Below are 21,613 nucleotides of genomic sequence, written 5' to 3'. Positions count from 1 at the left end.
CGTCTCTTTGACTACAAGACCATGTCTGCCAAATCCCTGCTGACCGCCCTGCTCCCACTGGTTTCCGACCTGTCCCGCGAACTGCCCGAAGGCGAGCGCTACCGGCGCCTGCTCGAAGCCATGCGCGCCCTGCTGCCGTGCGACGCCGCTGCGCTGCTGCGCCTCGATGGCGAGTGGCTGGTGCCGCTGGCTGTCGACGGGTTGAGCACCGACACCCTCGGCCGCCGCTTCAAGGTCAGCGAACACCCGCGCTTTGAAGTGCTGCTGGCAGGCGCCGGCCCGACCCGTTTTGCCGCCGACAGCGAATTGCCCGACCCTTATGACGGACTGGTCGACGGCCTCGACGATCACCTCGAAGTCCACGATTGCCTCGGCTGTCCGTTGTTCGTCGATGAAAAACTCTGGGGCCTGATCACCCTCGACGCACTCGATCCGGAGCGCTTCGAACCGATCGAACTCGATGCCCTGCAGGCCTTCGCCAGCCTCGCTTCGGCCACAGTGAACGCCGCTGAGCGCATCGAACGACTGGCGATCCGCGCCGAGGACGAACACCAGCGCGCCGAGGTGTATCGCCAGGCCAGCGGCCAGCAGAATCGCGAAATGATCGGCCAGAGCAAGGCCCACAAACGGCTGGTGGAAGAGATCAATCTGGTCGGCGGCAGCGACTTGACCGTGCTGATCACCGGCGAAACCGGGGTCGGCAAGGAGCTGGTGGCCCAGGCGATCCACGCCGCTTCCAAGCGTGCCGACAAGCCGATCATCAGCCTCAACTGCGCGGCCCTTCCGGACACCCTGGTGGAAAGCGAACTGTTCGGCCACGTGCGCGGCGCCTTCACCGGCGCCACCAGCGACCGCCGCGGCAAGTTCGAACTGGCAAATGGCGGCACGCTGTTTCTCGATGAGGTCGGCGAGTTGTCGCTGACCGTCCAGGCCAAGTTGTTGCGGGTTTTGCAGAGCGGCCAGTTGCAGCGTCTGGGTTCGGACAAGGAACACCAGGTCGATGTGCGCCTGATCGCCGCGACCAACCGCGACCTGGCCGAAGAAGTGCGCAGCGGCCGCTACCGCGCCGACTTCTACCATCGCCTGAGCGTATACCCGTTGCGGGTCCCGGCGCTGCGAGACCGGGGCCGCGATGTGCTGCTGCTCAGCGGTTACTTCCTGGAACAGAACCGCTCGCGCATGGGCCTCAACAGCCTGCGCCTGAACAGCGACGCGCAGGAAGCGCTGCTTGCCTACACTTGGCCGGGCAATGTGCGGGAACTGGAACACTTGATCGGCCGCAGCGCGCTGAAGGCACTGGGCAACTGCAAGGTGCGGCCGAAGATTCTCAGCCTGAGCGCGATGGATCTCGACCTGCCGCGCGAGGTTGTGGATAACTCGCCGGAGCCGGCCAGTGCCGTCGTCGCGATGCCGTTGATTTCCGGGGATCTGCGCGCAGCCACCGAGCAATATCAACGGCAGTTGATCAGCGCAGCACTTGAGCGTCATCGGGACAACTGGGCCAGCGCCGCGCGTGAACTGGGGCTGGACCGGGCGAATCTGGGGCGCATGGCCAAGCGGTTGGGGATGAAATGACAGTCCCGCCGTCGGATTGGCGCCAGAATCCCTAAAGCCTGCCGGTTACAAGTCGATAACCCGGCATCAATAGTTTTCGGCGATTTCCACCCTCGCCCATCACCTTTTTTCCACAGAAGGTTTTTATGTCTTCCAACAAAGCCCGCGCAGATTCACTTTCGCTTCTGCTGTTTACCTTGCGCAGCGGCAAGCTGATGGCGATCAACCTGCTGAAAGTCAGTGAAATCATCCCCTGCCCGCCGCTGACCAAGCTGCCGGAGTCGCACCCGCACGTCAAAGGCATCGCCACCCTGCGCGGCGCTTCGCTGTCGGTGATCGACCTGAGCCGTGCCATCGGCGAGCGTCCGCTGGAAGACCCGAACGGCGGCTGCCTGATCGTCACCGACGTCAGCCGTTCGAAACAGGGCCTGCACGTGCAGGCGGTGAGCAAGATCGTGCATTGCCTGACCACCGACATCAAACCGCCGCCGTTCGGCTCCGGCGGTTCCCGCGCCTACATCACCGGGGTGACCTCGGTCGACGGCACTCTGGTGCAGGTGCTGGACATCGAAAAGGTCATCCACAGTATCGCCCCGGCGCAAATCGAGATGGCCCCGACCGACCTGAGCATGGAAGACGCCGAAGTGCTGGGCAACGCGCGAATTCTGGTGGTCGACGACAGCCAGGTGGCGCTGCAACAATCGGTGCACACCCTCCGCAACCTCGGCCTGCAATGCCACACCGCCCGCAGCGCCAAGGAAGCCATCGACTGCCTGCTGGACCTGCAAGGCACGGCGCAGCAGATCAACCTGATCGTCTCCGACATCGAAATGTCCGAGATGGACGGCTACGCCTTCACCCGGACTCTGCGCGAGACCCCGGACTTCGCCCACCTCTACGTGCTGCTGCACACCTCGCTGGACAGCGCGATGAACAGCGAAAAGGCCCGTCTCGCCGGCGCCAACGGCGTGCTGACCAAGTTCTCCTCGCCAGAACTGACCCACTGCCTGATCGAAGCGGCCAAACACGTCGCCGCCCACGGACACTGAGCCTTGAGCGAAACGTTCTGTTTTCTGATGCGGCGCGACCTGAGCCAGGACGTGCCGGCCATCGAATGGCCGAACGGCATCGAACTCACGACCTACAGCGCCGAACGGGCGCTCGCCGTGCATGAACTGATGCAAATCGGTTACCGCGAAGGTGGCGGCTGGGTGCCGGCGTTGGACGTCTGGCAACAGCAGTTTGAAAACGATCCGGAATACGATCCGGCATTGTGCTTCATCGCCAGCGATGCAGACGGCGTCCTCGGCGTGGCGCAATGCTGGACCAGTTCCTACATCAAGAATCTGGTGGTGCATCCCCGCGCTCAAGGTCGTGGATTAGGCCGGGCGTTGTTGCTTCATGCGTTCAAGGCGTTTCGGGATCGGCGCGAAGGCTTTGTCGATCTGAAGGTGCTGGAAGACAACCGTCGGGCGCAGAGCTTGTACGAAACGTCCGGAATGTATGTGGTCCGCCGGGAATTGGTGCCGGACTGACAAACTAAAATCCTGCGGCATACTCAAACCCTGGCGATCAAACCTCCAAGGATGCCCGAACCATGAAACGCCTCGCCCTCTCCGCGCTTTGTCTCATTGCCCCTCTTGCCCACGCTTCCAGCCCCGATGCCTGGGCCGCCCATGACAAAGCCGTACTCGCCAGCTGCACCAAGGCCAGTGGCCTGAAAGACGTCAAACCCGTCGGCAACGCTGCGCAATTCGATGACCGCGTCGGTTACACCGCGCTATTGCTGCAAGGTCAGTACCCACAAAAACACATGAAGGGCCAGCAAGGCACCGAGTTGTGCCTGTACAACAAAAAATCGAAAACCGCGTTCGTCACCGAATGGGACTCGATCCGCCCGACCGCCAAGCCCTGAGTGAATGGCGCACAACTTGCTTCAACCCAGGCCTGCATGGCGGTTTTACGTCGCCGTTTCACACCCTGATTGAAGATCGCCCGCTCAATGAATACGACGTTTTCCTGCGTAGGTTGCGGCAAATGCTGCACCGATCACCACGTGCCTCTCACGCTGGCCGAAGCCCGTATGTGGGCGGCTGACGGCGGTCAGGTGATCGTGTTGGTGGAAGCATTTCTCGCCAACGGCCTGGGCCTGCCGGAACAGCAGCGTGAGCATGCGCAGCGTCGTTCGGCGGTAGTGCGCAGCGGAAACTCCGACGCCCATGTGGCAATCACCTTCGCCGCCTACAACGTCGGTCCCTGCCGGAATCTTGACGAAGACAAGCTGTGCCGCATCTACGAGCGCCGGCCGCTGGTGTGCCGCATCTATCCCGCCGAAATCAATCCGCACATTTCGCTGAACCCTGCAGCCAAGGACTGCCCGCCGGAATCGTGGGAACAGGGACCGGAACTGATCGTCGGTGGTGAATTGGTGGATCAGGAACTGGTGACACTGATCCAGCGCTCCCGTCAGGCCGATCGCGATGACATCCGGACCAAGGATGCGATCTGCGGGTTGCTTGGTATCCGCACCACGGCACTCAAGGGCGACGGGTTTACCGCGTACCTGCCAGACATGGGCGTGTTTGCCTCGGTCATCGATCAGGTCACCGCGCAGCCATTGAGCGAAGTGTCCAGTGAATGGCTGTTTCACCTCTCCGGTGATGATGTCGCCGGGCAAGTGCTGGCGGCGGGTGCACAGGTGGTCACCGAGCCGCCGCAGACTTACGCGTTCATTTCCCTGCGCGCGGCCTAGGATCCCTGCCGCCGCCCCCAGAACTCCCGCGCCAGCGAACGCAAATCCCCCGCCAGCCCCGCCACATCCTGTGAGTTGAGCTGGCTCTGGCGCCCTTCATCCACCGTCAGTTCACACGCGGTACGAATACTGACGATGTTGCGGTTGATGTCCTCGCTCACCGCGCTCTGCTCCTCGACTGCTGCAGCAATCTGCAGGCTCATCTCGGTGATCTGCTCGACCCGGCCGCTGATGCCATCCAATGCCCGCGCCGCACGCTGGGCCTGTTCAACACTGTTATCCACATGCTCGCTGCTCTGCTGCATCACCAGCACCGCATCCCGCGCACCGTTTTGCAGGGTGCTGATCATCCGCTGAATCTCGTTGGTCGACTGCTGAGTGCGCTGGGCCAGACCCCGCACCTCATCGGCCACCACCGCAAACCCACGCCCGGCATCCCCGGCCCGCGCCGCTTCGATCGCCGCGTTGAGCGCCAGCAGATTGGTCTGCTCGGCGATGCTGCGGATCACCTCCAGCACGCCGGAAATCTCGCTGCTGTGACCTTCCAGTTGATGAATCACCTCGGTCGCCCGCCCCAACTCCTCGGCCAGCCGCAACACCGCACTGCGACTCTCGCCGACCAGCAGATGCCCCTCACGGGTTTCCGTCCCCGCCATATCAGCCGCCACCGACGCCTGCTGCGCATGGCTGGCCACCTCCGCCACACTGGCCGCCATCTGATGAATCGCCGCCGCCACCTGATCGGTTTCCGCCTGCTGCGCCAGCGTGCTGGTGTGACTGCTGTGCAGATGATCGACCAGTTGCGCGGCATGCCCGGCCAGCCGTTGCGACGCATCGCCGATCCGCCCGACCACCGCGCCGACCTGAGCCTCCAGCATCTGCAAGGCGAACTCGATCTGCCCGAACTGATCCCGCCGCCCGGTATAAATGTCCTGGCTCAACGGATTATCGGCAATCTGCCGGGCACGCTCGGTCAGTCGCTCCAGCGGCCGCAGCAACCAGCCCACGCCCAGCGCACACGCGCCACTGCCGGCCACCAGCGCAGCGGCTTCGATGCCCATGGACTCCGGCCGCAGCCAGGCTTCAACCCCCAGCACCACCGCCAGCACCGAACTGCTCAGCACCATGATCCGCGCCCGCAACCCCAACACCGGCAGCCGCTGCCAACGCGACACCCGCTCCCCGCGCAACTGCGCGTAAGCCCGCTCTGCCGCAGCGACCTGCCGCGCATCCGGCCGGGTACGCACCGACTGAAACTCCACCGCCGCACCGTTCTGCGTGACCGGCGTGACATAGGCACTGACCCAATAGTGATCACCGTTCTTGCAACGATTCTTCACCAGCCCCATCCACGACCGCCCGCGCTTGAGCGTCTGCCACATATGGGCAAACGCCTGCGCCGGCATGTCCGGATGACGCAACAGGTTATGCGGCGTGCCCAGCAGCTCGTCACGGCTGTAACCGCTGATCTTGATGAAGTCGTCGTTGGCGTAGGTGATCGCGCTGGTCAGATCGGTGGTCGAGAGAATGTTCGCATCCGGCGCAACATCGACATTGCGCCCGGTCACCGGGAGATTGATCTTCATGGAAAGCGCGCTCGTTTTATTGGAAAGAGTCGGCAGGGCTGCTGACTCTAAGCGCACTAACTGGTTAAACGTTGATCTGGCTCAGGAACTGAGCACTTAGCCATCACTGTGATCGAAAATCACAGCGACGGCCGAGGCGGGAATGAATCAGCGCTTGCCCATCGAACGACGGGTGCCCGACGGCGCCACGCCCGGGATCTTGGCATGACGGTCACCGTCCTTGCCCTTGAACTGCGGCTGCTTGGCCGCTTTGGCAGCCGCAAGGTCACCTGGCTTGAACGGGAACTTGAAGGCCGGGATCTTGGCTTTGGTTTCGTTGGTTTCAGCATGCTCGGCCGTGACGTCGCTGATAGCGTCATCAACTGGCGGTTGGGTCGGGGAAGTCATAAAAGCTCCGCAAAGCAAAAAGTCGGGCCCGAACAGTGAGCCGCGAAGGCGCGCAGTATACCCGCGCGCCCAATATCGGCACCTGAAGATTTACACGGCACGCCGAACGGCCTACAGATAACTGATGGTGACAATGCCCTTGTCGCTCGAAGTCTTCAGCGCCTCATACGTGACGGACAACGGCAACGCCTCATGACTGCACGCATTGCGATAGGAATCGACATCAAGCGTCAGGCCAGGCTTGACCTCAACCTGCCGCGACGCCTTCGAACCCAACGCCCCGACACGCCCCACCTCACAACCGGAATCGACAATCCGCCCGCTGAACCGGATCTCACCGGAACTCGTCTGCGGCGCGGCAAAGACACAAAGCGGAAGCAAAACAAGCCCAGCCGATATCGCGATATTCAACTTCATGGCAAAGACACTCCCGAAAGACCCACCCCAATGGCGTCAGGGCCGTACACCGTGTATCCGCTGGTGGGGGCGGATCTTTAGAAGCGTAGATGGCGCGGGCCGGGAAAGATGGAAATCCAGAGATCGCCACCACCACCACCACCACCACCACCACCACCACCACCACCACCACCACCCTGCTCCTCACCACTCAACACGATGAGCGTTAGCTCAAGTACCGCTTTTGACGTGCCGGCCCCTTCGGCAGGCTGAGTGGAGGGATTTATCCGGGGGGGGGCGCGTAGCGCCGTTTGGCGAAGCCAAACACATCGAGAGGAGGTGCAGCGAAGCAAACCGTAGGCGATGCCCCCGGATGAATCCCGGAACGAAGGAACGCCGAGCCACAGCGAGGCGCCGTACGCCGGGGCCCAGACCTTTGGTTACTTTGGGGCGTTTGCCAAAGTGACCCGCCGTAAGGGCGGAACCATAAGCCGCAACCCCCGAAGAAACGGATATTCACAAAGAACACCCAAAGCCTGGCCGGCCCAAAGGCCGCCAAGCCAAAAGCCGAAACTGACAGCGCCGTCAGCTAGCCGTCACCCTCCTGACCCCCAAACAAGTTTATAAAGAACCAACCTGCCCAAACCCCGTCCCCCTGGCGCCCCACAAGCATGCAAATCCAGAAGAAAAAGGCCCTGCTCGCCACCCTGCTGATCGCCCTCGCAGCCGCTGGCCTGTGGTACGCGATAAAACCCGCACCGGCCAAACTCGCCGCCCCCACCGCCATCCCGGTCAGGGTCGTCGCCGTCAGCGAAAAAGACGTCCCCCGCTACACCAGCGGCATCGGCTCGGTCCTCTCGCTGCACAGCGTGGTGGTACGCCCGCAGATCGACGGCATCCTCACCAAGCTTCTGGTCAAAGAGGGTCAACTGGTCAAACAGGGCGACCTGCTCGCCACCATCGACGACCGCTCGATCCGCGCCAGCCTCGACCAGGCCCGGGCACAATTGGGCGAAAGCCAGGCGCAACTGCAAGTGGCGCTGGTCAACCTCAAGCGCTACAAACTGCTCAGCGTCGACGACGGTGTATCGAAGCAGACCTACGACCAGCAACAGGCACTGGTCAACCAGCTCAAAGCCACCGCCCAAGGCAACCAGGCTTCGATTGACGCAGCGCAGGTACAACTTTCCTACACCCAGATTCGCTCCCCGGTCACCGGCCGCGTCGGGATTCGCACGGTCGACGAAGGCAACTTTCTGCGCATGACCGACACCCAGGGTCTGTTCACCGTGACCCAGATCGACCCGATCGCCGTCGAGTTTTCCCTGCCGCAGCAAATGCTGCCGACCCTGCAGGGCCTGATCAGCGATCCGCAGCGCGCACAGGTCAAGGCGTACATCGGCGCCGACACCGACGGCGAAACCGGCAACCTGCTCGGCGAAGGTCACCTGACCCTGATCGACAACCAGATCAACGCCAACACCGGCACCATTCGCGCCAAGGCCGAATTCGACAACCCCAATCAGAAGCTCTGGCCCGGCCTGCTGGTGACGGTAAAAATTCAGACAGCACTGGATAAAGATGCGCTGGTGGTCCCGCCCACTGTCGTACAACGGGGACTGGATCAACACTTTGTATACCGGGTCAACGGCGACAAGGTGGAAGCCGTTCAGGTGCAAATGGTTTACCAGGGCAGCGGTCAGGACATCATCAAGGGCGTGAAACCCGGCGACGTATTGGTCAGTGACGGCCAGTCACGGCTCAAACCCGGTTCGACCGTGCAGGTCATGAGCGAGCCGCCGCAAGTAGTGCAAGCGGAGCCCAAGCCATGAAGCAACACAAAGGCGTTTCGACCTGGTGCATTGATCACCCGGTGGCGACGATTCTGCTGACCATCGCGCTGGTGTTGGTCGGGGTGATTGCCTTCCCACGCCTGCCGATTGCCCCGTTGCCGGAAGCGGAATTTCCGACGATCCAGGTCTCCGCGCAATTGCCCGGCGCCAGCCCGGACACCATGGCCTCGTCCGTGGCCACACCGCTGGAGGTGCAATTCAGCGCCATCCCCGGCATGACCCAGATGACCTCCAGCAGTGCGCTGGGCTCCAGCCTGCTGACCCTGCAATTCACCCTCGACAAGAGCATCGACACCGCCGCCCAGGAAGTGCAGGCCGCGATCAACACCGCCGCCGGCAAACTGCCGAAAGACATGCCGACCCTGCCGACCTGGAAGAAGGTCAACCCGGCCGACAGCCCGGTGTTGATCCTCAGCGTCAGCTCGACCCAGATGCCCGGTACCGAACTCAGTGACCTGGTGGAAACCCTGCTGTCGCGTCAGATCAGTCAGATCGACGGTGTAGGCCAGATCAACATTACCGGTCAGCAACGTCCGGCGATTCGTGTACAAGCCTCGGCGGACAAACTGGCCGCCATCGGCCTGACCCTCGCCGACATTCGTCTGGCGATCCAGCAGACCAGCCTCAACCTCGCCAAAGGTGCGCTGTACGGCGAGTCGAGCATTTCCACGCTGTCGACCAACGACCAGTTGTTCCACCCTGAGGAATACAGCCAGCTCATCGTTTCCTACAAGGATGGCGCCCCGGTTCACCTGAAAGATGTCGCCAAAGTCGTCAACGGTTCGGAAGATGCCTACGTGCAAGCGTGGGCCGGCGATCAACCGGGGGTGAACCTGGTGATCTCCCGCCAGCCGGGGGCCAACATCGTCGAGACGGTGGACCGCATTCAAGCCGCCCTGCCCGGCCTCGAAGCCATGCTGCCGGCCTCGGTGCAGGTCAAAGTGCTGATCGACCGCACCCAGACCATTCGTGCCTCCCTGCATGAAGTGGAAATCACCCTGCTGATCGCGATCCTGCTGGTGGTGGCGGTGATGGCGCTGTTCCTGCGCCAGTTGTCCGCGACGATGATTGTGTCGGCGGTGCTCGGCGTATCGCTGACCGCCAGTTTCGCCTTGATGTATTTACTCGGTTTCAGCCTGAACAACCTGACGCTGGTTGCGATTGTGGTGGCGGTCGGGTTTGTGGTCGACGATGCGATCGTGGTGGTGGAGAACATTCACCGTCATCTGGAGGCCGGCGACAGCATGCGCGAAGCGGCGGTCAAGGGCGCCGGGGAGATCGGATTCACCGTGGTCTCGATCAGTTTCTCGCTGGTGGCCGCGTTCATTCCGCTGCTGTTCATGGGCGGCGTGGTTGGACGGTTGTTCAAGGAATTCGCCCTGACGGCGACCTCGACCATCATGATTTCCGTGGTGGTGTCGTTGACGTTGGCGCCAACGCTCGCAGCGCTGTTCATGCGCAAACCGGTGCATCACGCCCATGACAAACCGGGGTTCAGCGAGCGCCTGCTCGGCTGGTACGAAAAAGGCCTGCGCCGCGCCCTCGCCCACCAGAAACTGATGATCGCGGTGTTCGGTGTTTCTGTAGCGATGGCCATCGGTGGTTACATCTTTATCCCTAAAGGGTTCTTCCCGGTGCAGGACACCGGCTTCGTCCTCGGTACGACGGAAGCCGCCGCGGACATTTCCTACAGCGACATGGTGAAAAAACACCTGGCGATGGCCGAAATCGTCGCCGCCGACCCGGCCGTCCAGGCGTTTTCCCATTCGGTGGGTGTGTCCGGCAGCAACCAGACCATCGCCAACGGCCGCTTCTGGATTGCTCTGAAAAAACGCGGTGATCGCGACGTTTCGGCCAGCCAGTTCATCGACCGCATCCGTCCGCAACTGATGAAAGTCCCCGGCATCGTGCTTTACCTGCGTGCCGGCCAGGACATCAACCTCAGCTCCGGCCCGAGCCGTGCGCAGTATCAATATGTGCTCAAGAGCAACGACGGGCCGACCCTCGCCACCTGGACTCAGAAACTCACCGAAAAGCTGCGCAGCAACCCGGCGTTCCGTGATATTTCCAACGACCTGCAACTGGGCGGCAGCATCACCCACATCAGCATCGACCGCAGCGCCGCCGCGCGTTTCGGCCTGACGGCGAGTGATGTCGACGAGGCGCTGTACGACGCGTTCGGGCAACGGCAAATCAATGAGTTCCAGACCCAGGTCAACCAGTACAACGTGATTCTGGAGCTGGACACCAAACAGCGCGGCAAGGCCGAAAGCCTCAACTACTTCTACTTGCGCTCACCGCTGAGCGGGGAAATGGTGCCGCTGTCGGCGCTGGCCCGATTTGACGCACCGACCATCGGCCCACTGTCGATTGCCCACGACGGCATGTTCCCGGCCGCCAACCTGTCGTTCAACCTGGCGCCCGGCGTGGCGCTGGGTGACGCGGTAATCCTGCTCAATCAGGCCAAGGCCGAGATCGGCATGCCGACCGCGATCAGTGGCAACTTCCAGGGTGCGGCGCAGGCGTTCCAGAGTTCGCTGGCCAGCCAGCCGTGGCTGATTCTGGCGGCGCTGGTGGCGGTGTACATCATCCTTGGTGTGCTTTATGAAAGCTTCGTCCACCCGCTGACGATCATCTCGACCTTGCCGGCAGCGGGCCTTGGCGCGGTGATCATGCTGTGGATCTGCGGCCAGGACTTTTCGATCATGGCGCTGATCGGGCTAGTGCTGTTGATCGGTATCGTCAAGAAGAATGGCATCCTGATGATCGACTTCGCTCTTGAAGCGCAGCGTCATCGCGGGCTGTCGCCGCAGGATGCGATTTTCGAGGCGTGTATCACGCGGTTCCGGCCGATCATCATGACCACCCTCGCCGCCTTGCTCGGCGCGCTGCCGCTGATGCTCGGCTACGGCACCGGCGCCGAACTGCGCCAGCCGCTGGGGATCGCGGTCGTGGGCGGCTTGCTGGTCAGCCAGATGCTGACGCTGTTCACCACACCGGTCATATACTTGTGGCTTGAGCGGCTGTTCCACAAGCCCAAACCATCGCCCGTCGCGGCGCTGGCAACGACAGACTGAGGCGGGTCATGCGCGTTCTGATTATCGAAGACGAAGAGAAAACCGCGGACTATCTGCACCGCGGCCTGACGGAACAGGGTTACACCGTGGATCTGGCCCGCGACGGCATCGAGGGCCTGCACCTGGCGCTGGAAAGCGACTACGCGGTGATCGTCCTCGACGTGATGCTGCCGGGCCTCGACGGCTTCGGCGTACTGCGCGCGTTGCGTGCGCGCAAGCAGACGCCGGTGATCATGCTCACCGCCCGCGAACGGGTCGAAGACCGGATCAGGGGCTTGCGCGACGGTGCCGACGATTACCTCGGCAAACCGTTTTCCTTCCTCGAACTGGTGGCGCGCCTGCAAGCGCTGACCCGTCGCAGTGGCGGCCATGAACCGGTACAAGTGAGCATCGCCGACCTGTGGATAGATTTGATCAGCCGCAAGGCCACCCGCGCCGGCACGCGACTGGACCTGACCGCCAAGGAGTTTTCGCTGCTCAGCGTTTTAGCCCGGCGTCAGGGTGAGATCCTGTCGAAAACCGCGATTGCGGAAATGGTCTGGGACATCAATTTCGACAGCGACGCCAACGTTGTCGAAGTCGCGATCAAGCGTCTGCGGGCCAAGCTCGACGGGCCGTTCGACGAGAAACTGCTGCACACCATCCGTGGCATGGGTTATGTGCTGGAGAGCCGTGGTGTCCAGTAATTCGATTGCGCTGCGCCTGAGCGGAATGTTCACGCTGGTGGCGCTGCTGGTGTTTCTGTTGATCGGCGGCGCGCTGTATCAGCAGGTGGACAAGGGCTTGGGGCTGCTGCCGGAAGCCGAGCTGGACGCGCGTTATAGCGTGCTGGAGTCGGCACTCAACCGATTCGGCACTCCCGAACATTGGGTGAAGATCAACGCCAAACTGAACTTGCTCGGCGAAGAAGACAAACGCATCCGCTTCTGGGTGGTGAGCGGTGACCCGAGTTATGAATATGGCCAGCCGGACGCCATGATCCGCGCCTTTGCCCAAGGCCCTCTGGGCATGCGCGACCTGCAACTGCCCAACCATGATTACCCGCTGAAAGTGCTGCTGACCGAGTTGCCGGCCAAGGATCAACGCCCGCCACTGCGCTTCATGATCGGCATCGATACCGAGACCTTTCACCAGACCCAGCACAATCTTTTGATTGCCTTGATCGGCCTGGCGATTGTCGGCGTGCTGATGGCGTCGGCATTGGGTTATTGGGTAGCGCGGATCGGCCTCAAGCCACTGATCAAGCTGTCCCACGAGGCGCAGCGTCTGGCGCCGCCGCTGCGGGCCGGGCGCTTGCGTCTGTCGCCGCTGCCACCGGAGCTCGAACAGTTTGTCGACTCGTTCAACTCGACACTGGAGCGGGTTGAACAAGCCTACTCGCGGCTGGAATCGTTCAATGCCGACGTCGCCCATGAACTGCGCTCGCCGTTGACCAACCTGATCGGCCAGACTCAGGTTGCCCTCACTCGCGGGCGTTCTGCCGAACATTATTTCGAAGTGCTGCAATCCAACCTCGAAGAGCTGGAACGCCTGCGCTCGATCATCAACGACATGCTGTTTCTGGCCAGTGCCGACCAGGGCAGCAAGGCCACCAAACTGACCTCGACGTCACTCGCCGATGAAGTGGCGACCACCCTCGAATACCTCGATTTCATCCTCGAAGATGCACAGGTCGAAGTACGAGTGAGCGGCGACGCGCAGGTGCAGATCGAGATCGCTCATTTGCGCCGGGCGTTGATCAATCTGTTGAGCAACGCGGTGCAACACACCGCGCCAGGACAGGTGATCGAAGTGCAGATCACGGTCGAGGAACATCAGGTCAGCATCGGCGTCGCCAACCCCGGCTCACCGATTGCCAGCGAACATTTGCCGCGCTTGTTCGAACGCTTCTACCGGGTCGATGCGTCGCGCAGCAACAGCGGCAACAACCATGGTCTGGGGCTGGCGATCGTCAAAGCGATTGCGCTGATGCATGGCGGGGATGTGTTTGTGCGCAGTGATCGCGGAATGAACACTTTTGGCATTCACCTCCCGGTCTGAGGACCTGGATCGTTGCCATTCCCGCAACAGTCATTTATGAAAATCACGCTGTTTCCCGGCGCCCGGCGACCTTATCTTTGCCCGCACCAAACAGCACTTGCCAAGCAAGAAGGTTTTCAAGATGTCCAACAGTATGGGTATTGCCAGCGCTTTCGTTTTGTCCTCATTGATCCTGTCGCCGATGGCGATGGCTGAAGAATCGCAGTCGTTCGTAGCGCAAAACGCCGCTCGCGCCCAGGCATTCGAGCAGTATCAGGCAGACGTGATGGCCAAGGCCCAAGACGCCACGCAAGCCCCTCAGGCCGCAACTTCCCAGGTTCAGGCAGCCGAGAAAGACAGCTGAGTCGCGCACTACGCAACGTTTCCCTCGACGCGGTTGTTTGGCTCTTCCCGTTCAACCGTCGTCCTTCCAGGCCGCTGACTTTCAGCGGCCTTTTTTCGTTGTGGTGTGCAAGCGGACAGGTTCGTCTCTTACAATTAGAAACATCCCGCACCTCAAGACATTGAAGTGTCAGTTGACCCAAGGAGCTTTACCGCACGTGCGTTACCCAGTTCGCTTCACCCCGCTGTTCATTGCAATTGCCGCAACGATTGCCCCCGCCGCCCACGCCGCCGAACCCGAGAAAGAAGGCTTCGTCGAAGGCTCGAGCCTCAACCTCAATGCCCGCAACTACTACATGAACCGTAACCGCCTGCAGCAGACGGACGACAACATCGAGTGGGGCCAGGGTTTCCTCGGCAAATTCCAGTCGGGCTACACCGAAGGCACGGTCGGTTTCGGCATTGATGCCCACGCCATGCTCGGTCTGAAACTCGACGGTGGTGGCGGTACGGACAACTCCAGTATCCTGCCGGTCAGCGACGGCAACGGCAAAGCGCCGGGCTCGTTCTCCACCGCGGGTGGCACGCTGAAAGTGCGTGCGTTCGATACCGAACTGAAGGCCGGTGACCTGTTCCTCACCAACCCGGTGATCGCCGGCGGTGAAAGCCGCATGCTGCCGCAGACCTTCCGTGGCGTCAGCCTGACCAACCACAGCTTCGACGGCTGGATGATCGAAGGTGGCCAGGCCAGTTTCACCAAACCGTACAACCAGAGCGGTCACAAACGCATCGGCACCTCGTACGGCACGCTCGCCGAGCACGATGAAAGCCAGCACCTGAACTGGGCCGGCGTGGCCTGGAGCGGCGTCGAAGGCCTGACCAGCAGTCTTTATGCTTCCGAGCTGAAGGACATCTGGAACCAGTACTACTACGACCTCGACTACACCTGGGCGCTGAATGATCTGGTGACCCTCAACCCGGGCCTGCACTTCTATCACACGCAGGACACCGGCGACGCGTTGCTGGGCAACATCGACAACAACACCTACAGCCTGCATTTCACCGTCGGCATCGGCAGCCACAGCGTCACCGCCGCGTACCAGCGGGTCAACGGCAACACGCCGTTCGACTACATCAGCCAGGGCGACAGCATCTACCTCGACAACTCCCAGCAGTACTCGGACTTCAACGGCCCGAACGAGCGCTCGTGGAAACTCAAGTACGCCTACGACTTCGCTGGTCTCGGCATGCCAGGCCTGACCTCGGCGGTGTCTTACTCGCGCGGCACACTGGACCTGACCAAGGTCGACCCGGACAGCAAAGGCTACGCCTCGTGGTACAGCGCCGAAGGTCGCAACGCCAAGCACTGGGAACGTGACATCGACCTCAAATACGTGGTGCAGAGCGGCCAGGCCAAAGACCTGGCGGTACGTCTGCAATGGGCCACCAACCGTGGCGGCAACGGTTACGGCGCGCTGGATACGGACACAGATGAATACCGCGTGATCATCGACTACCCGATCAACGTCTTCTAAGATCGGCGCTACAGTAAGAAGGCCAGCCTTATGCGCTGGCCTTTTTCTTGCGTGTGCGGCAGCGACGTTTGTACAACTACGCTTAGAAGACTCTTCAACCGATAACCCAACCATGATCGCGAGCCGTACCCCACCCGTTGCGGGCAAGACCGGACGCCCCGAGTTGCTGTTGATCCTCGGCAGTCTGCTGAGCGTCATCGCGATTGTGTGCATCGTCACTTTTTTGCTGATTCGTGAGCACGCCAACGCTCAGGAATCGGCAACGCGCAGTGCCACCACCATCGCCCAACTGATCGATGCCGATGTGTTGCGCACCGTTGAGCTGTACGACCTGACCCTGCAAGGGCTGATCGCAGCGGCCCAGCGCGATGACCTGAAAAGCGTGTCACCGCAGATTCGTCACCTGGCGCTGTTCGACCGCTCCACGACCGCGCGCTTCAAGGGCGACATCCTGCTGCTCGACAAACATGGCGAGGTCATCGCCGACTCCTCGCGGGTCGAACCGCTGCCGGGCAATTTCGCCGACCGCGATTACTTTCTCGCCCACGCCTTCAACCGCGACACCGGCATGTACATCAGCCGCCCGTTCAAGCCACGTTGCGACTGCGACGACGCCAACCAGTGGCGTGTCAGCTTCAGCCGGCGCATCTCTTCGGACACCGGTGAATTCCTGGGTGTGGCGGTCGCTTCGATGAAGCTCGATTACTTCGACCAGTTGTTCAACAGCCTCGACATCGGCGTCGACAGCACGCTGAACATCATCAACAACGACGGTATCCTGCTGGCCCAGAAGCCCTATCTGCAAAGCGATTCGATCGGCAAGAGTTTTGCCGCCCGTCCCAATGTGGTGCGGATTCTGCGCGACCGCAGCGGCAATGGCAGTTTCAGCAGCATTTCCAGCATGGATCACCAGCAACGGCTGTACACCTACTCTCAGGTCGGCAACCTGCCGCTGACCGTGATCGTGGCGCTGTCGAGCGATGAAGTGTTCGGGGCGTGGAAGCGCACGGCGATTCTGATCAGCGGCGCCACCGGCGTGCTTTGCCTCGGCCTGTTATGGCTGACCTGGCTGCTGGCCCGGGAGCTGCGCCTGCGGCAACGGGCCGAACGAGAACTGGCGCAACTGGCGGCCACCGATGCCCTGACCGGCGTCGCCAACCGGCGGATGCTCGATCAGGCGCTGCGACACGAATGGTTTCGTGCCCAGCGCTCGGGCAAGGCGTTGTCGGTGCTGATGGTGGATGCCGATCACTTCAAGGCATTCAACGACCGGCATGGTCATCAGGCCGGGGATCAGGCACTGCGCGAACTGGCCAAAGTGATTAGCGCCAATGTGCGGCGCCCGGCGGATCTGGTGGCACGTTATGGCGGTGAAGAGTTCTCGGTGATCCTGGCCGAAACCGACAGCGTCGGCGCGCAACAGATTGCCGAGCATGTGCGGGCGGCGGTGGAACAGTTGCCGCGCCTGGAGGGGGATGAAATGCCTATGACGGTGAGCATCGGTATCAGCACCTGGACGGCGGCGAGCGAGATCAGTCTGGAGCAACTGATGTTTGCGGCGGACAAGGCGCTGTATCAGGCCAAGGAAGGTGGCCGGAATCGAGTGGTGGTGGCGTCCTGAAAACAGGCATAAAAAAAGGCCACCCAAAGGTGGCCTTCAAAAAACTAGAGAGGTTTTTTACTTACACCGCCGCAACCGGGCGCATGTAAGAGATTGGTGCGGTGCTGGCGTCTTCGAACGTCACGACTTCCCAGGCATCTGTCTGCTCAATCAACTTGCGCAGCAGCTGGTTGTTCAGTGCGTGGCCGGACTTGAAGCCCTTGAACTCACCAATCAGGCTATTGCCCAGCAGGTACAGGTCGCCAATTGCATCGAGGATCTTGTGCTTCACGAATTCGTCTTCATAGCGAAGGCCGTCTTCGTTCAGTACGCCATCGGCATCGACCACGATCGCGTTTTCAACGCTGCCGCCGAGTGCGAGGTTGTGCTTGCGCAGGTACTCGATGTCACTCATGAAACCGAAAGTACGGGCGCGGCTGACTTCTTTTACGAACGAAGTGCTGGAAAAATCCACGCTTGCACTTTGGGTGCGGTCCCGGAAAACCGGGTGATCGAAATCGATCTCGAAGCTCACCTTGAACCCTTCGAAAGGGACGAAAGTGGCGCGCTTGTCGCCGTCTTCCACTGTCACTTCACGCAGGATGCGGATGAATTTCTTGGCGGCGTCCTGTTCTTCCAGGCCTGCCGATTGAATCAGGAATACGAAAGGTCCTGCGCTACCGTCCATGATCGGGACTTCGGACGCGGAGAGCTCGACGTAGGCGTTATCGATGCCCAGGCCAGCCATGGCCGAGAGCAAGTGCTCTACCGTGTCCACTTTGACGTCGCCGTTAATCAGCGTCGTCGACATAGTGGTTTCACCGACGTTTTCCGCGCGGGCAGGAATCTGCACCACAGGGTCGAGGTCAGCGCGACAAAACACAATGCCAGTGTCGACAGGCGCAGGCTTGAGGGTCAGGTAGACCTTCTCCCCGGAGTGCAGGCCTACACCTGTGGCACGGATAATATTTTTCAGTGTGCGTTGTTTAATCATGGCTTGGGCCGCTTCAGCGCAAATTGCGAACTGGTATCAACAAAGGCTGGCGATGATAGCAGACCATGCCTTTGCTGAACACCAATCACCTTCATAGCCCTGATACATTCCATCAATCAGCCTGACGACGCAGGAAAGCCGGGATGTCCAGGTAGTCCAGGTCATCTTGCGGATTCATCTTCGCGGCAGTCGCAGCACCGGCCTGAGCCTGGTTGCGCATGACGGTCGGACGGTCCAGGTCACGGTAGTTCACCGCTGGCGCTTCCTGACGGGCGGGAGCCGGTTGTTGCACCTGAGCAGCAGCCATGGAGGTGTGAACGGTGTTGTCGATGACCTTCACAGGCTTCTCGATTTTCGCGCCCAGACCGGTGGCAACCACAGTTACGTGCAGCTCGTCGCGCATGTCCGGATCGATAACGGTACCGACCTTGACCATCGCGTGCTCGGAGGCGAAGGCTTCGATGATCGAACCTACGTCGGAGTACTCACCCAGGGACAGGTCAGGACCGGCAGTGATGTTCACCAGGATGCCGCGTGCGCCTTGCAGGTTCACGTCTTCCAGCAGCGGGTTGCGGATGGCCGCTTCGGTCGCTTCACGTGCACGGTTCGGACCGCTGGCGCAGCCAGTGCCCATCATCGCCATGCCCATTTCGCTCATCACGGTGCGTACGTCGGCGAAGTCGACGTTGATCATGCCCGGACGCTTGATGATGTCGGAGATACCGCGAACGGCACCGGCCAGTACATCGTCAGCCTTGGCGAAAGCCGACAGCAGGCTTGCGTCTTTACCGAGGATGGTCAGCAGCTTCTCGTTGGGAATGGTGATCAACGAGTCGACGCTTTCGGAGAGCATGCGGATGCCTTCGTCGGCGATCTGCATACGCTTGCGGCCTTCGAACGGGAACGGACGCGTTACGACAGCAACGGTCAGGATGCCCATTTCCTTGGCCACTTCGGCGATGATCGGCGCAGCACCGGTACCGGTACCACCGCCCATGCCAGTGGTGATGAACACCATGTTGGTGCCGGCCAGCACTTCAGCGATGCGCTCGCGATCTTCCAGCGCAGCCTGACGGCCGACTTCCGGGTTGGCGCCGGCGCCCAGGCCTTTGGTCACGCCGGTGCCCAGTTGCAGAATGGTACGCGCGCCGATGTTTTTCAGCGCTTGAGCATCGGTGTTGGCGCAGATGAACTCGACGCCTTCGATGTTGCTCTTGACCATGTGGTTGACAGCGTTGCCGCCGCCACCGCCAACACCGATAACTTTGATTACCGGGCTTGCGGGGATGTTGTCTACGAGTTCGAACATTTTCCCTCTCCTTACATTCTCTAGTTTTTTCGCCTACTGCATTTTGTTGCGGTGCTGCGGTAAAGCTTTAGAAGTTGCCTTGAACCCACTTCTTCAAACGGTCCAGCAACGGCGCCTGAGGCTCATCGTTGCTGTAGCTGTCGCGGCTGCCGATGCCCGAGAACGAGATCCCGTCGGACTGCTTCTGCAGGCCGTACATCAACAAGCCAACGCCAGTGGAATAAATCGGGTTGCGCACCACGTCATCCAGACCTTTCACGCCATGGGGCACGCCCAGGCGCACCGGCATGTGGAAGATTTCCTCGGCCAGTTCGGTGGCGCCTTCCATTTTCGACGTACCGCCGGTCAGCACGATGCCGGCCGGGATCAGGTCTTCGTAGCCGCTGCGACGCAGCTCGGCCTGGATCAGGGTGAACAGCTCGTCGTAACGCGGCTCGACCACTTCGGCCAGGGCCTGACGGGACAGTTCGCGCGGTGGACGGTCGCCGACGCTCGGCACCTTGATGGTCTCGCCGGCACCGGCCAGCTTGGCCAGCGCGCAGGCGTAGCGGATCTTGATCTCTTCGGCGTACTGGGTCGGGGTGCGCAACGCCATGGCGATGTCGTTGGTCACCTGGTCACCGGCAATCGGGATCACGGCCGTGTGACGGATCGCGCCTTCGGTGAAGATCGCGATGTCGGTGGTGCCGCCGCCGATGTCGACCAGGCACACGCCCAGCTCTTTTTCGTCGTCGGTCAGGACCGAGTAGGCCGAAGCCAGTTGCTCGAGAATGATGTCGTCGATTTCCAGACCGCAGCGACGCACGCATTTTTCAATGTTCTGTGCGGCGTTGACGGCGCAGGTGACCACATGGACCTTGGCTTCCAGACGCACGCCGGACATGCCCAGCGGCTCGCGCACGCCTTCCTGGTTATCGATCACGTAGTCCTGCGGCAAGGTGTGCAGCACCCGCTGGTCAGCCGGGATCGCCACAGCCTGGGCGGCGTCGAGTACTCGCTCCAGGTCAGCCGAGCTGACTTCGCGATCACGAATCGCCACGATGCCGTGGGAGTTCAGGCTGCGGATGTGATTGCCCGCCACGCCGACGAACGCCGAGTGAATGCGGCAGCCCGCCATCAGTTGGGCTTCTTCGATCGCGCGCTGGATCGATTGCACGGTGGACTCGATGTTCACCACCACGCCTTTCTTCAGGCCGCGGGACGGATGAGTGCCGATCCCGACGATTTCCAGCGAGCCGTCGTCCGCAACCTCGCCGACCAGCGCCACCACCTTGGAGGTGCCGATATCGAGACCGACGATCATTTTGCCGCTTTGCACGTTTGCCATGGGTCCTGCCTCTTCTTAATTCTTTGCGACAGCGGGTTGGGCTGTCGTCGGCGCTACTGGTTCCCGCCAGCCAACAGCGAGGCCGTTGGCATAGCGCAGATCGATGCGCGCAATGTTCGTAATCTGGTCTTTAAGCGTCTTGTCATAGATGGCAATGAAGCGGCGCATCTTTTCCACCAGGTTGCCGCGTCCCAGCAGCAACTCGATGCCGGGGCCGGAACTGCCGGCACCGGTAGTCAGGAACCAGCTGCCACGCTCACGCAGCTCAAGGCGCGCAATCGAGAAGCCCATTGGCCTGAGCATCTGGCTCAGCACCTGATACTGCTGCATCACTTGCTGCTGGGCCCGCTGCGGGCCGAACAGCTGTGGCAAGTGTTCGTAGTTCGCCAGTTCCTTGGGCGTGAACGCCTGGCCCTGGTTGTTGAGCAGCGACTCGTCGCCCCAACGGGCCACGGGCAGTTGCTCTTCGAGGCGGATCACCACCTGGTCCGGCCACACCCGACGGACTTCGGCGTGAGCGATCCACGGCATCTGCTCCAGCTCGGTGCGCATGCTCGCCAGGTCGATGGTGAAGAAGCTCGACGCCACGTACGGGGCAATTCGCTGCTGCACCGCTTGCTGGCTGATGTAGCTCAGGTCGCCCTGCACCGCGATCTTGGTGATCGGCCGGTCGGCGTACGGCAACAAACGCTGCGCGCCTTCGTAGGTACCGAACCCGAGTACCACCAGCAATACCGGCCAGAACAGGCTTTTCAGAAAGCCGAAATTGGCTTTGGGCAGGCGCGCGGACATCGGCTCTTTGGCCACCATTCGGCTGGCACCCCGCGGCACCGGCTTGCGGCCGGGAGCGGGTGGCTGATGTCTGAGCTGTGCGCCTTGCAT

19 protein-coding genes and 1 pseudogene are annotated in these 21,613 nt (G+C 61.5%); 12 read left to right on the top strand and 8 right to left on the bottom strand.

What is annotated here, in order from left to right; all coding sequences use genetic code 11:
- Positions 1-21: 21 nt before the first annotated feature.
- The 5 genes from norR (at position 22) to AC1RMX_RS26765 (ending at position 4,306) form a co-directional block, all read left to right on the top strand.
- Positions 22-1,575 (top strand): nitric oxide reductase transcriptional regulator NorR, encoded by a 1,554-nt coding sequence (gene norR / locus AC1RMX_RS26785; RefSeq protein WP_493073529.1) that lies wholly within the window; start codon positions 22-24, stop codon positions 1,573-1,575.
- Between the two features lie 125 nt (positions 1,576-1,700).
- Positions 1,701-2,603, top strand: coding sequence for a chemotaxis protein CheV (locus tag AC1RMX_RS26780; protein WP_096822815.1), 903 nt, complete (start codon positions 1,701-1,703; stop codon positions 2,601-2,603).
- A 27-nt stretch (positions 2,604-2,630) separates the two neighbouring features.
- Positions 2,631-3,089, top strand: coding sequence for a GNAT family N-acetyltransferase (locus AC1RMX_RS26775; RefSeq protein WP_493073540.1), 459 nt, complete (start codon positions 2,631-2,633; stop codon positions 3,087-3,089).
- A gap of 62 nt (positions 3,090-3,151) precedes the next feature.
- The gene (locus AC1RMX_RS26770) at positions 3,152-3,469 is read left to right on the top strand and encodes a hypothetical protein (RefSeq protein ID WP_493073528.1); all 318 of its coding nucleotides are present in this window, start codon (positions 3,152-3,154) and stop codon (positions 3,467-3,469) included.
- A gap of 87 nt (positions 3,470-3,556) precedes the next feature.
- Entirely contained in the window at positions 3,557-4,306 is a 750-nt protein-coding gene (locus AC1RMX_RS26765) for a YkgJ family cysteine cluster protein (protein ID WP_096822817.1), read from the top strand.
- Here AC1RMX_RS26765 and AC1RMX_RS26760 read toward each other — a convergent pair.
- The 4 genes and pseudogenes from AC1RMX_RS26760 to AC1RMX_RS26745 all read right to left on the bottom strand — a co-directional run bounded on the left by AC1RMX_RS26760 (position 4,303) and on the right by AC1RMX_RS26745 (position 6,696).
- Positions 4,303-5,367 carry a methyl-accepting chemotaxis protein gene (locus tag AC1RMX_RS26760; protein ID WP_493073539.1) on the bottom strand — a complete coding sequence of 355 codons (1,065 nt, stop codon included), beginning with the start codon at positions 5,365-5,367 and terminating at the stop codon, positions 4,303-4,305. The two genes, AC1RMX_RS26765 and AC1RMX_RS26760, sit on opposite strands and share 4 nt — an antisense overlap.
- A 243-nt stretch (positions 5,368-5,610) precedes the next feature.
- A pseudogene (locus AC1RMX_RS26755) lies at positions 5,611-5,892 on the bottom strand (PAS domain-containing protein); the annotation flags it as partial.
- A 147-nt stretch (positions 5,893-6,039) separates the two neighbouring features.
- The gene (locus tag AC1RMX_RS26750; protein ID WP_096822819.1) at positions 6,040-6,279 is read right to left on the bottom strand and encodes a hypothetical protein; all 240 of its coding nucleotides are present in this window, start codon (positions 6,277-6,279) and stop codon (positions 6,040-6,042) included.
- A 111-nt stretch (positions 6,280-6,390) separates the two neighbouring features.
- Positions 6,391-6,696, bottom strand: coding sequence for a fimbrial protein (locus tag AC1RMX_RS26745; RefSeq protein WP_096822820.1), 306 nt, complete (start codon positions 6,694-6,696; stop codon positions 6,391-6,393).
- Between the two features lie 650 nt (positions 6,697-7,346).
- On the opposite strand from AC1RMX_RS26745, the gene AC1RMX_RS26740 reads away from it, so the two are divergent.
- The 7 genes from AC1RMX_RS26740 to AC1RMX_RS26710 all read left to right on the top strand — a co-directional run bounded on the left by AC1RMX_RS26740 (position 7,347) and on the right by AC1RMX_RS26710 (position 17,122).
- Positions 7,347-8,507, top strand: a complete 1,161-nt coding sequence (locus AC1RMX_RS26740) for an efflux RND transporter periplasmic adaptor subunit (RefSeq protein WP_096822821.1) — start codon at positions 7,347-7,349, stop codon at positions 8,505-8,507.
- On the top strand, positions 8,504-11,605 hold the full coding sequence (locus AC1RMX_RS26735; RefSeq protein WP_249484779.1) for a multidrug efflux RND transporter permease subunit: 3,102 nt from the start codon (positions 8,504-8,506) through the stop codon (positions 11,603-11,605). Before AC1RMX_RS26740 ends, AC1RMX_RS26735 begins: the two co-directional genes overlap by 4 nt.
- Before the next feature lie 8 nt (positions 11,606-11,613).
- Positions 11,614-12,291: a heavy metal response regulator transcription factor gene (locus AC1RMX_RS26730; RefSeq protein ID WP_053123617.1), complete on the top strand. Its 678-nt coding sequence runs from the start codon at positions 11,614-11,616 to the stop codon at positions 12,289-12,291.
- Positions 12,281-13,645, top strand: a complete 1,365-nt coding sequence (locus AC1RMX_RS26725; protein ID WP_096822823.1) for a heavy metal sensor histidine kinase — start codon at positions 12,281-12,283, stop codon at positions 13,643-13,645. Before AC1RMX_RS26730 ends, AC1RMX_RS26725 begins: the two co-directional genes overlap by 11 nt.
- 121 nt (positions 13,646-13,766) lie before the next feature.
- Positions 13,767-13,988, top strand: a complete 222-nt coding sequence (locus AC1RMX_RS26720; RefSeq protein WP_096822824.1) for a hypothetical protein — start codon at positions 13,767-13,769, stop codon at positions 13,986-13,988.
- 196 nt (positions 13,989-14,184) lie between these two features.
- Complete coding sequence (locus AC1RMX_RS26715; RefSeq protein ID WP_096822825.1) at positions 14,185-15,501, top strand: OprD family porin; 1,317 nt, start codon at positions 14,185-14,187, stop codon at positions 15,499-15,501.
- A gap of 112 nt (positions 15,502-15,613) precedes the next feature.
- The gene (locus AC1RMX_RS26710) at positions 15,614-17,122 is read left to right on the top strand and encodes a sensor domain-containing diguanylate cyclase (protein WP_096822826.1); all 1,509 of its coding nucleotides are present in this window, start codon (positions 15,614-15,616) and stop codon (positions 17,120-17,122) included.
- Positions 17,123-17,183: 61 nt separating this feature from the next.
- On the opposite strand, the gene lpxC is transcribed toward AC1RMX_RS26710, so the two are convergent.
- The 4 genes from lpxC to AC1RMX_RS26690 all read right to left on the bottom strand — a co-directional run bounded on the left by lpxC (position 17,184) and on the right by AC1RMX_RS26690 (position 21,613).
- The gene (lpxC, locus tag AC1RMX_RS26705) at positions 17,184-18,095 is read right to left on the bottom strand and encodes a UDP-3-O-acyl-N-acetylglucosamine deacetylase (protein WP_007916984.1); all 912 of its coding nucleotides are present in this window, start codon (positions 18,093-18,095) and stop codon (positions 17,184-17,186) included.
- A gap of 112 nt (positions 18,096-18,207) precedes the next feature.
- A complete protein-coding gene (gene ftsZ, locus AC1RMX_RS26700) occupies positions 18,208-19,404 on the bottom strand; it encodes a cell division protein FtsZ (RefSeq protein WP_025109282.1) in 1,197 nt (398 codons plus the stop codon).
- A gap of 67 nt (positions 19,405-19,471) precedes the next feature.
- The gene (gene ftsA, locus AC1RMX_RS26695) at positions 19,472-20,731 is read right to left on the bottom strand and encodes a cell division protein FtsA (RefSeq protein WP_007956755.1); all 1,260 of its coding nucleotides are present in this window, start codon (positions 20,729-20,731) and stop codon (positions 19,472-19,474) included.
- 15 nt (positions 20,732-20,746) lie between these two features.
- Positions 20,747-21,613 (bottom strand): cell division protein FtsQ/DivIB, encoded by an 867-nt coding sequence (locus AC1RMX_RS26690; RefSeq protein WP_096822827.1) that lies wholly within the window; start codon positions 21,611-21,613, stop codon positions 20,747-20,749.

Source organism: Pseudomonas sp. GW822-FHT03F04 (assembly GCF_058801405.1).
The sequence above is the reverse complement of the archived record's forward strand: the minus strand, read 5'-3'. Positions and strand labels throughout refer to the sequence as shown.

Coding starts and splice junctions, on each gene's coding strand:
- ftsA (WP_007956755.1), bottom strand. CDS start 20,731: ATGGCAAACGTGCAAAGCGGCAAAATGATCGTCGGTCTCGATATCGGC.
- AC1RMX_RS26720 (WP_096822824.1), top strand. CDS start 13,767: ATGTCCAACAGTATGGGTATTGCCAGCGCTTTCGTTTTGTCCTCATTG.
- lpxC (WP_007916984.1), bottom strand. CDS start 18,095: ATGATTAAACAACGCACACTGAAAAATATTATCCGTGCCACAGGTGTA.
- AC1RMX_RS26690 (WP_096822827.1), bottom strand. CDS start 21,613: ATGCAAGGCGCACAGCTCAGACATCAGCCACCCGCTCCCGGCCGCAAG.
- AC1RMX_RS26765 (WP_096822817.1), top strand. CDS start 3,557: ATGAATACGACGTTTTCCTGCGTAGGTTGCGGCAAATGCTGCACCGAT.
- AC1RMX_RS26775 (WP_493073540.1), top strand. CDS start 2,631: ATGCGGCGCGACCTGAGCCAGGACGTGCCGGCCATCGAATGGCCGAAC.
- AC1RMX_RS26710 (WP_096822826.1), top strand. CDS start 15,614: ATGATCGCGAGCCGTACCCCACCCGTTGCGGGCAAGACCGGACGCCCC.
- AC1RMX_RS26770 (WP_493073528.1), top strand. CDS start 3,152: ATGAAACGCCTCGCCCTCTCCGCGCTTTGTCTCATTGCCCCTCTTGCC.
- AC1RMX_RS26740 (WP_096822821.1), top strand. CDS start 7,347: ATGCAAATCCAGAAGAAAAAGGCCCTGCTCGCCACCCTGCTGATCGCC.
- AC1RMX_RS26750 (WP_096822819.1), bottom strand. CDS start 6,279: ATGACTTCCCCGACCCAACCGCCAGTTGATGACGCTATCAGCGACGTC.
- AC1RMX_RS26745 (WP_096822820.1), bottom strand. CDS start 6,696: ATGAAGTTGAATATCGCGATATCGGCTGGGCTTGTTTTGCTTCCGCTT.
- ftsZ (WP_025109282.1), bottom strand. CDS start 19,404: ATGTTCGAACTCGTAGACAACATCCCCGCAAGCCCGGTAATCAAAGTT.
- AC1RMX_RS26780 (WP_096822815.1), top strand. CDS start 1,701: ATGTCTTCCAACAAAGCCCGCGCAGATTCACTTTCGCTTCTGCTGTTT.
- AC1RMX_RS26735 (WP_249484779.1), top strand. CDS start 8,504: ATGAAGCAACACAAAGGCGTTTCGACCTGGTGCATTGATCACCCGGTG.
- AC1RMX_RS26730 (WP_053123617.1), top strand. CDS start 11,614: ATGCGCGTTCTGATTATCGAAGACGAAGAGAAAACCGCGGACTATCTG.
- AC1RMX_RS26760 (WP_493073539.1), bottom strand. CDS start 5,367: ATGGGCATCGAAGCCGCTGCGCTGGTGGCCGGCAGTGGCGCGTGTGCG.
- norR (WP_493073529.1), top strand. CDS start 22: ATGTCTGCCAAATCCCTGCTGACCGCCCTGCTCCCACTGGTTTCCGAC.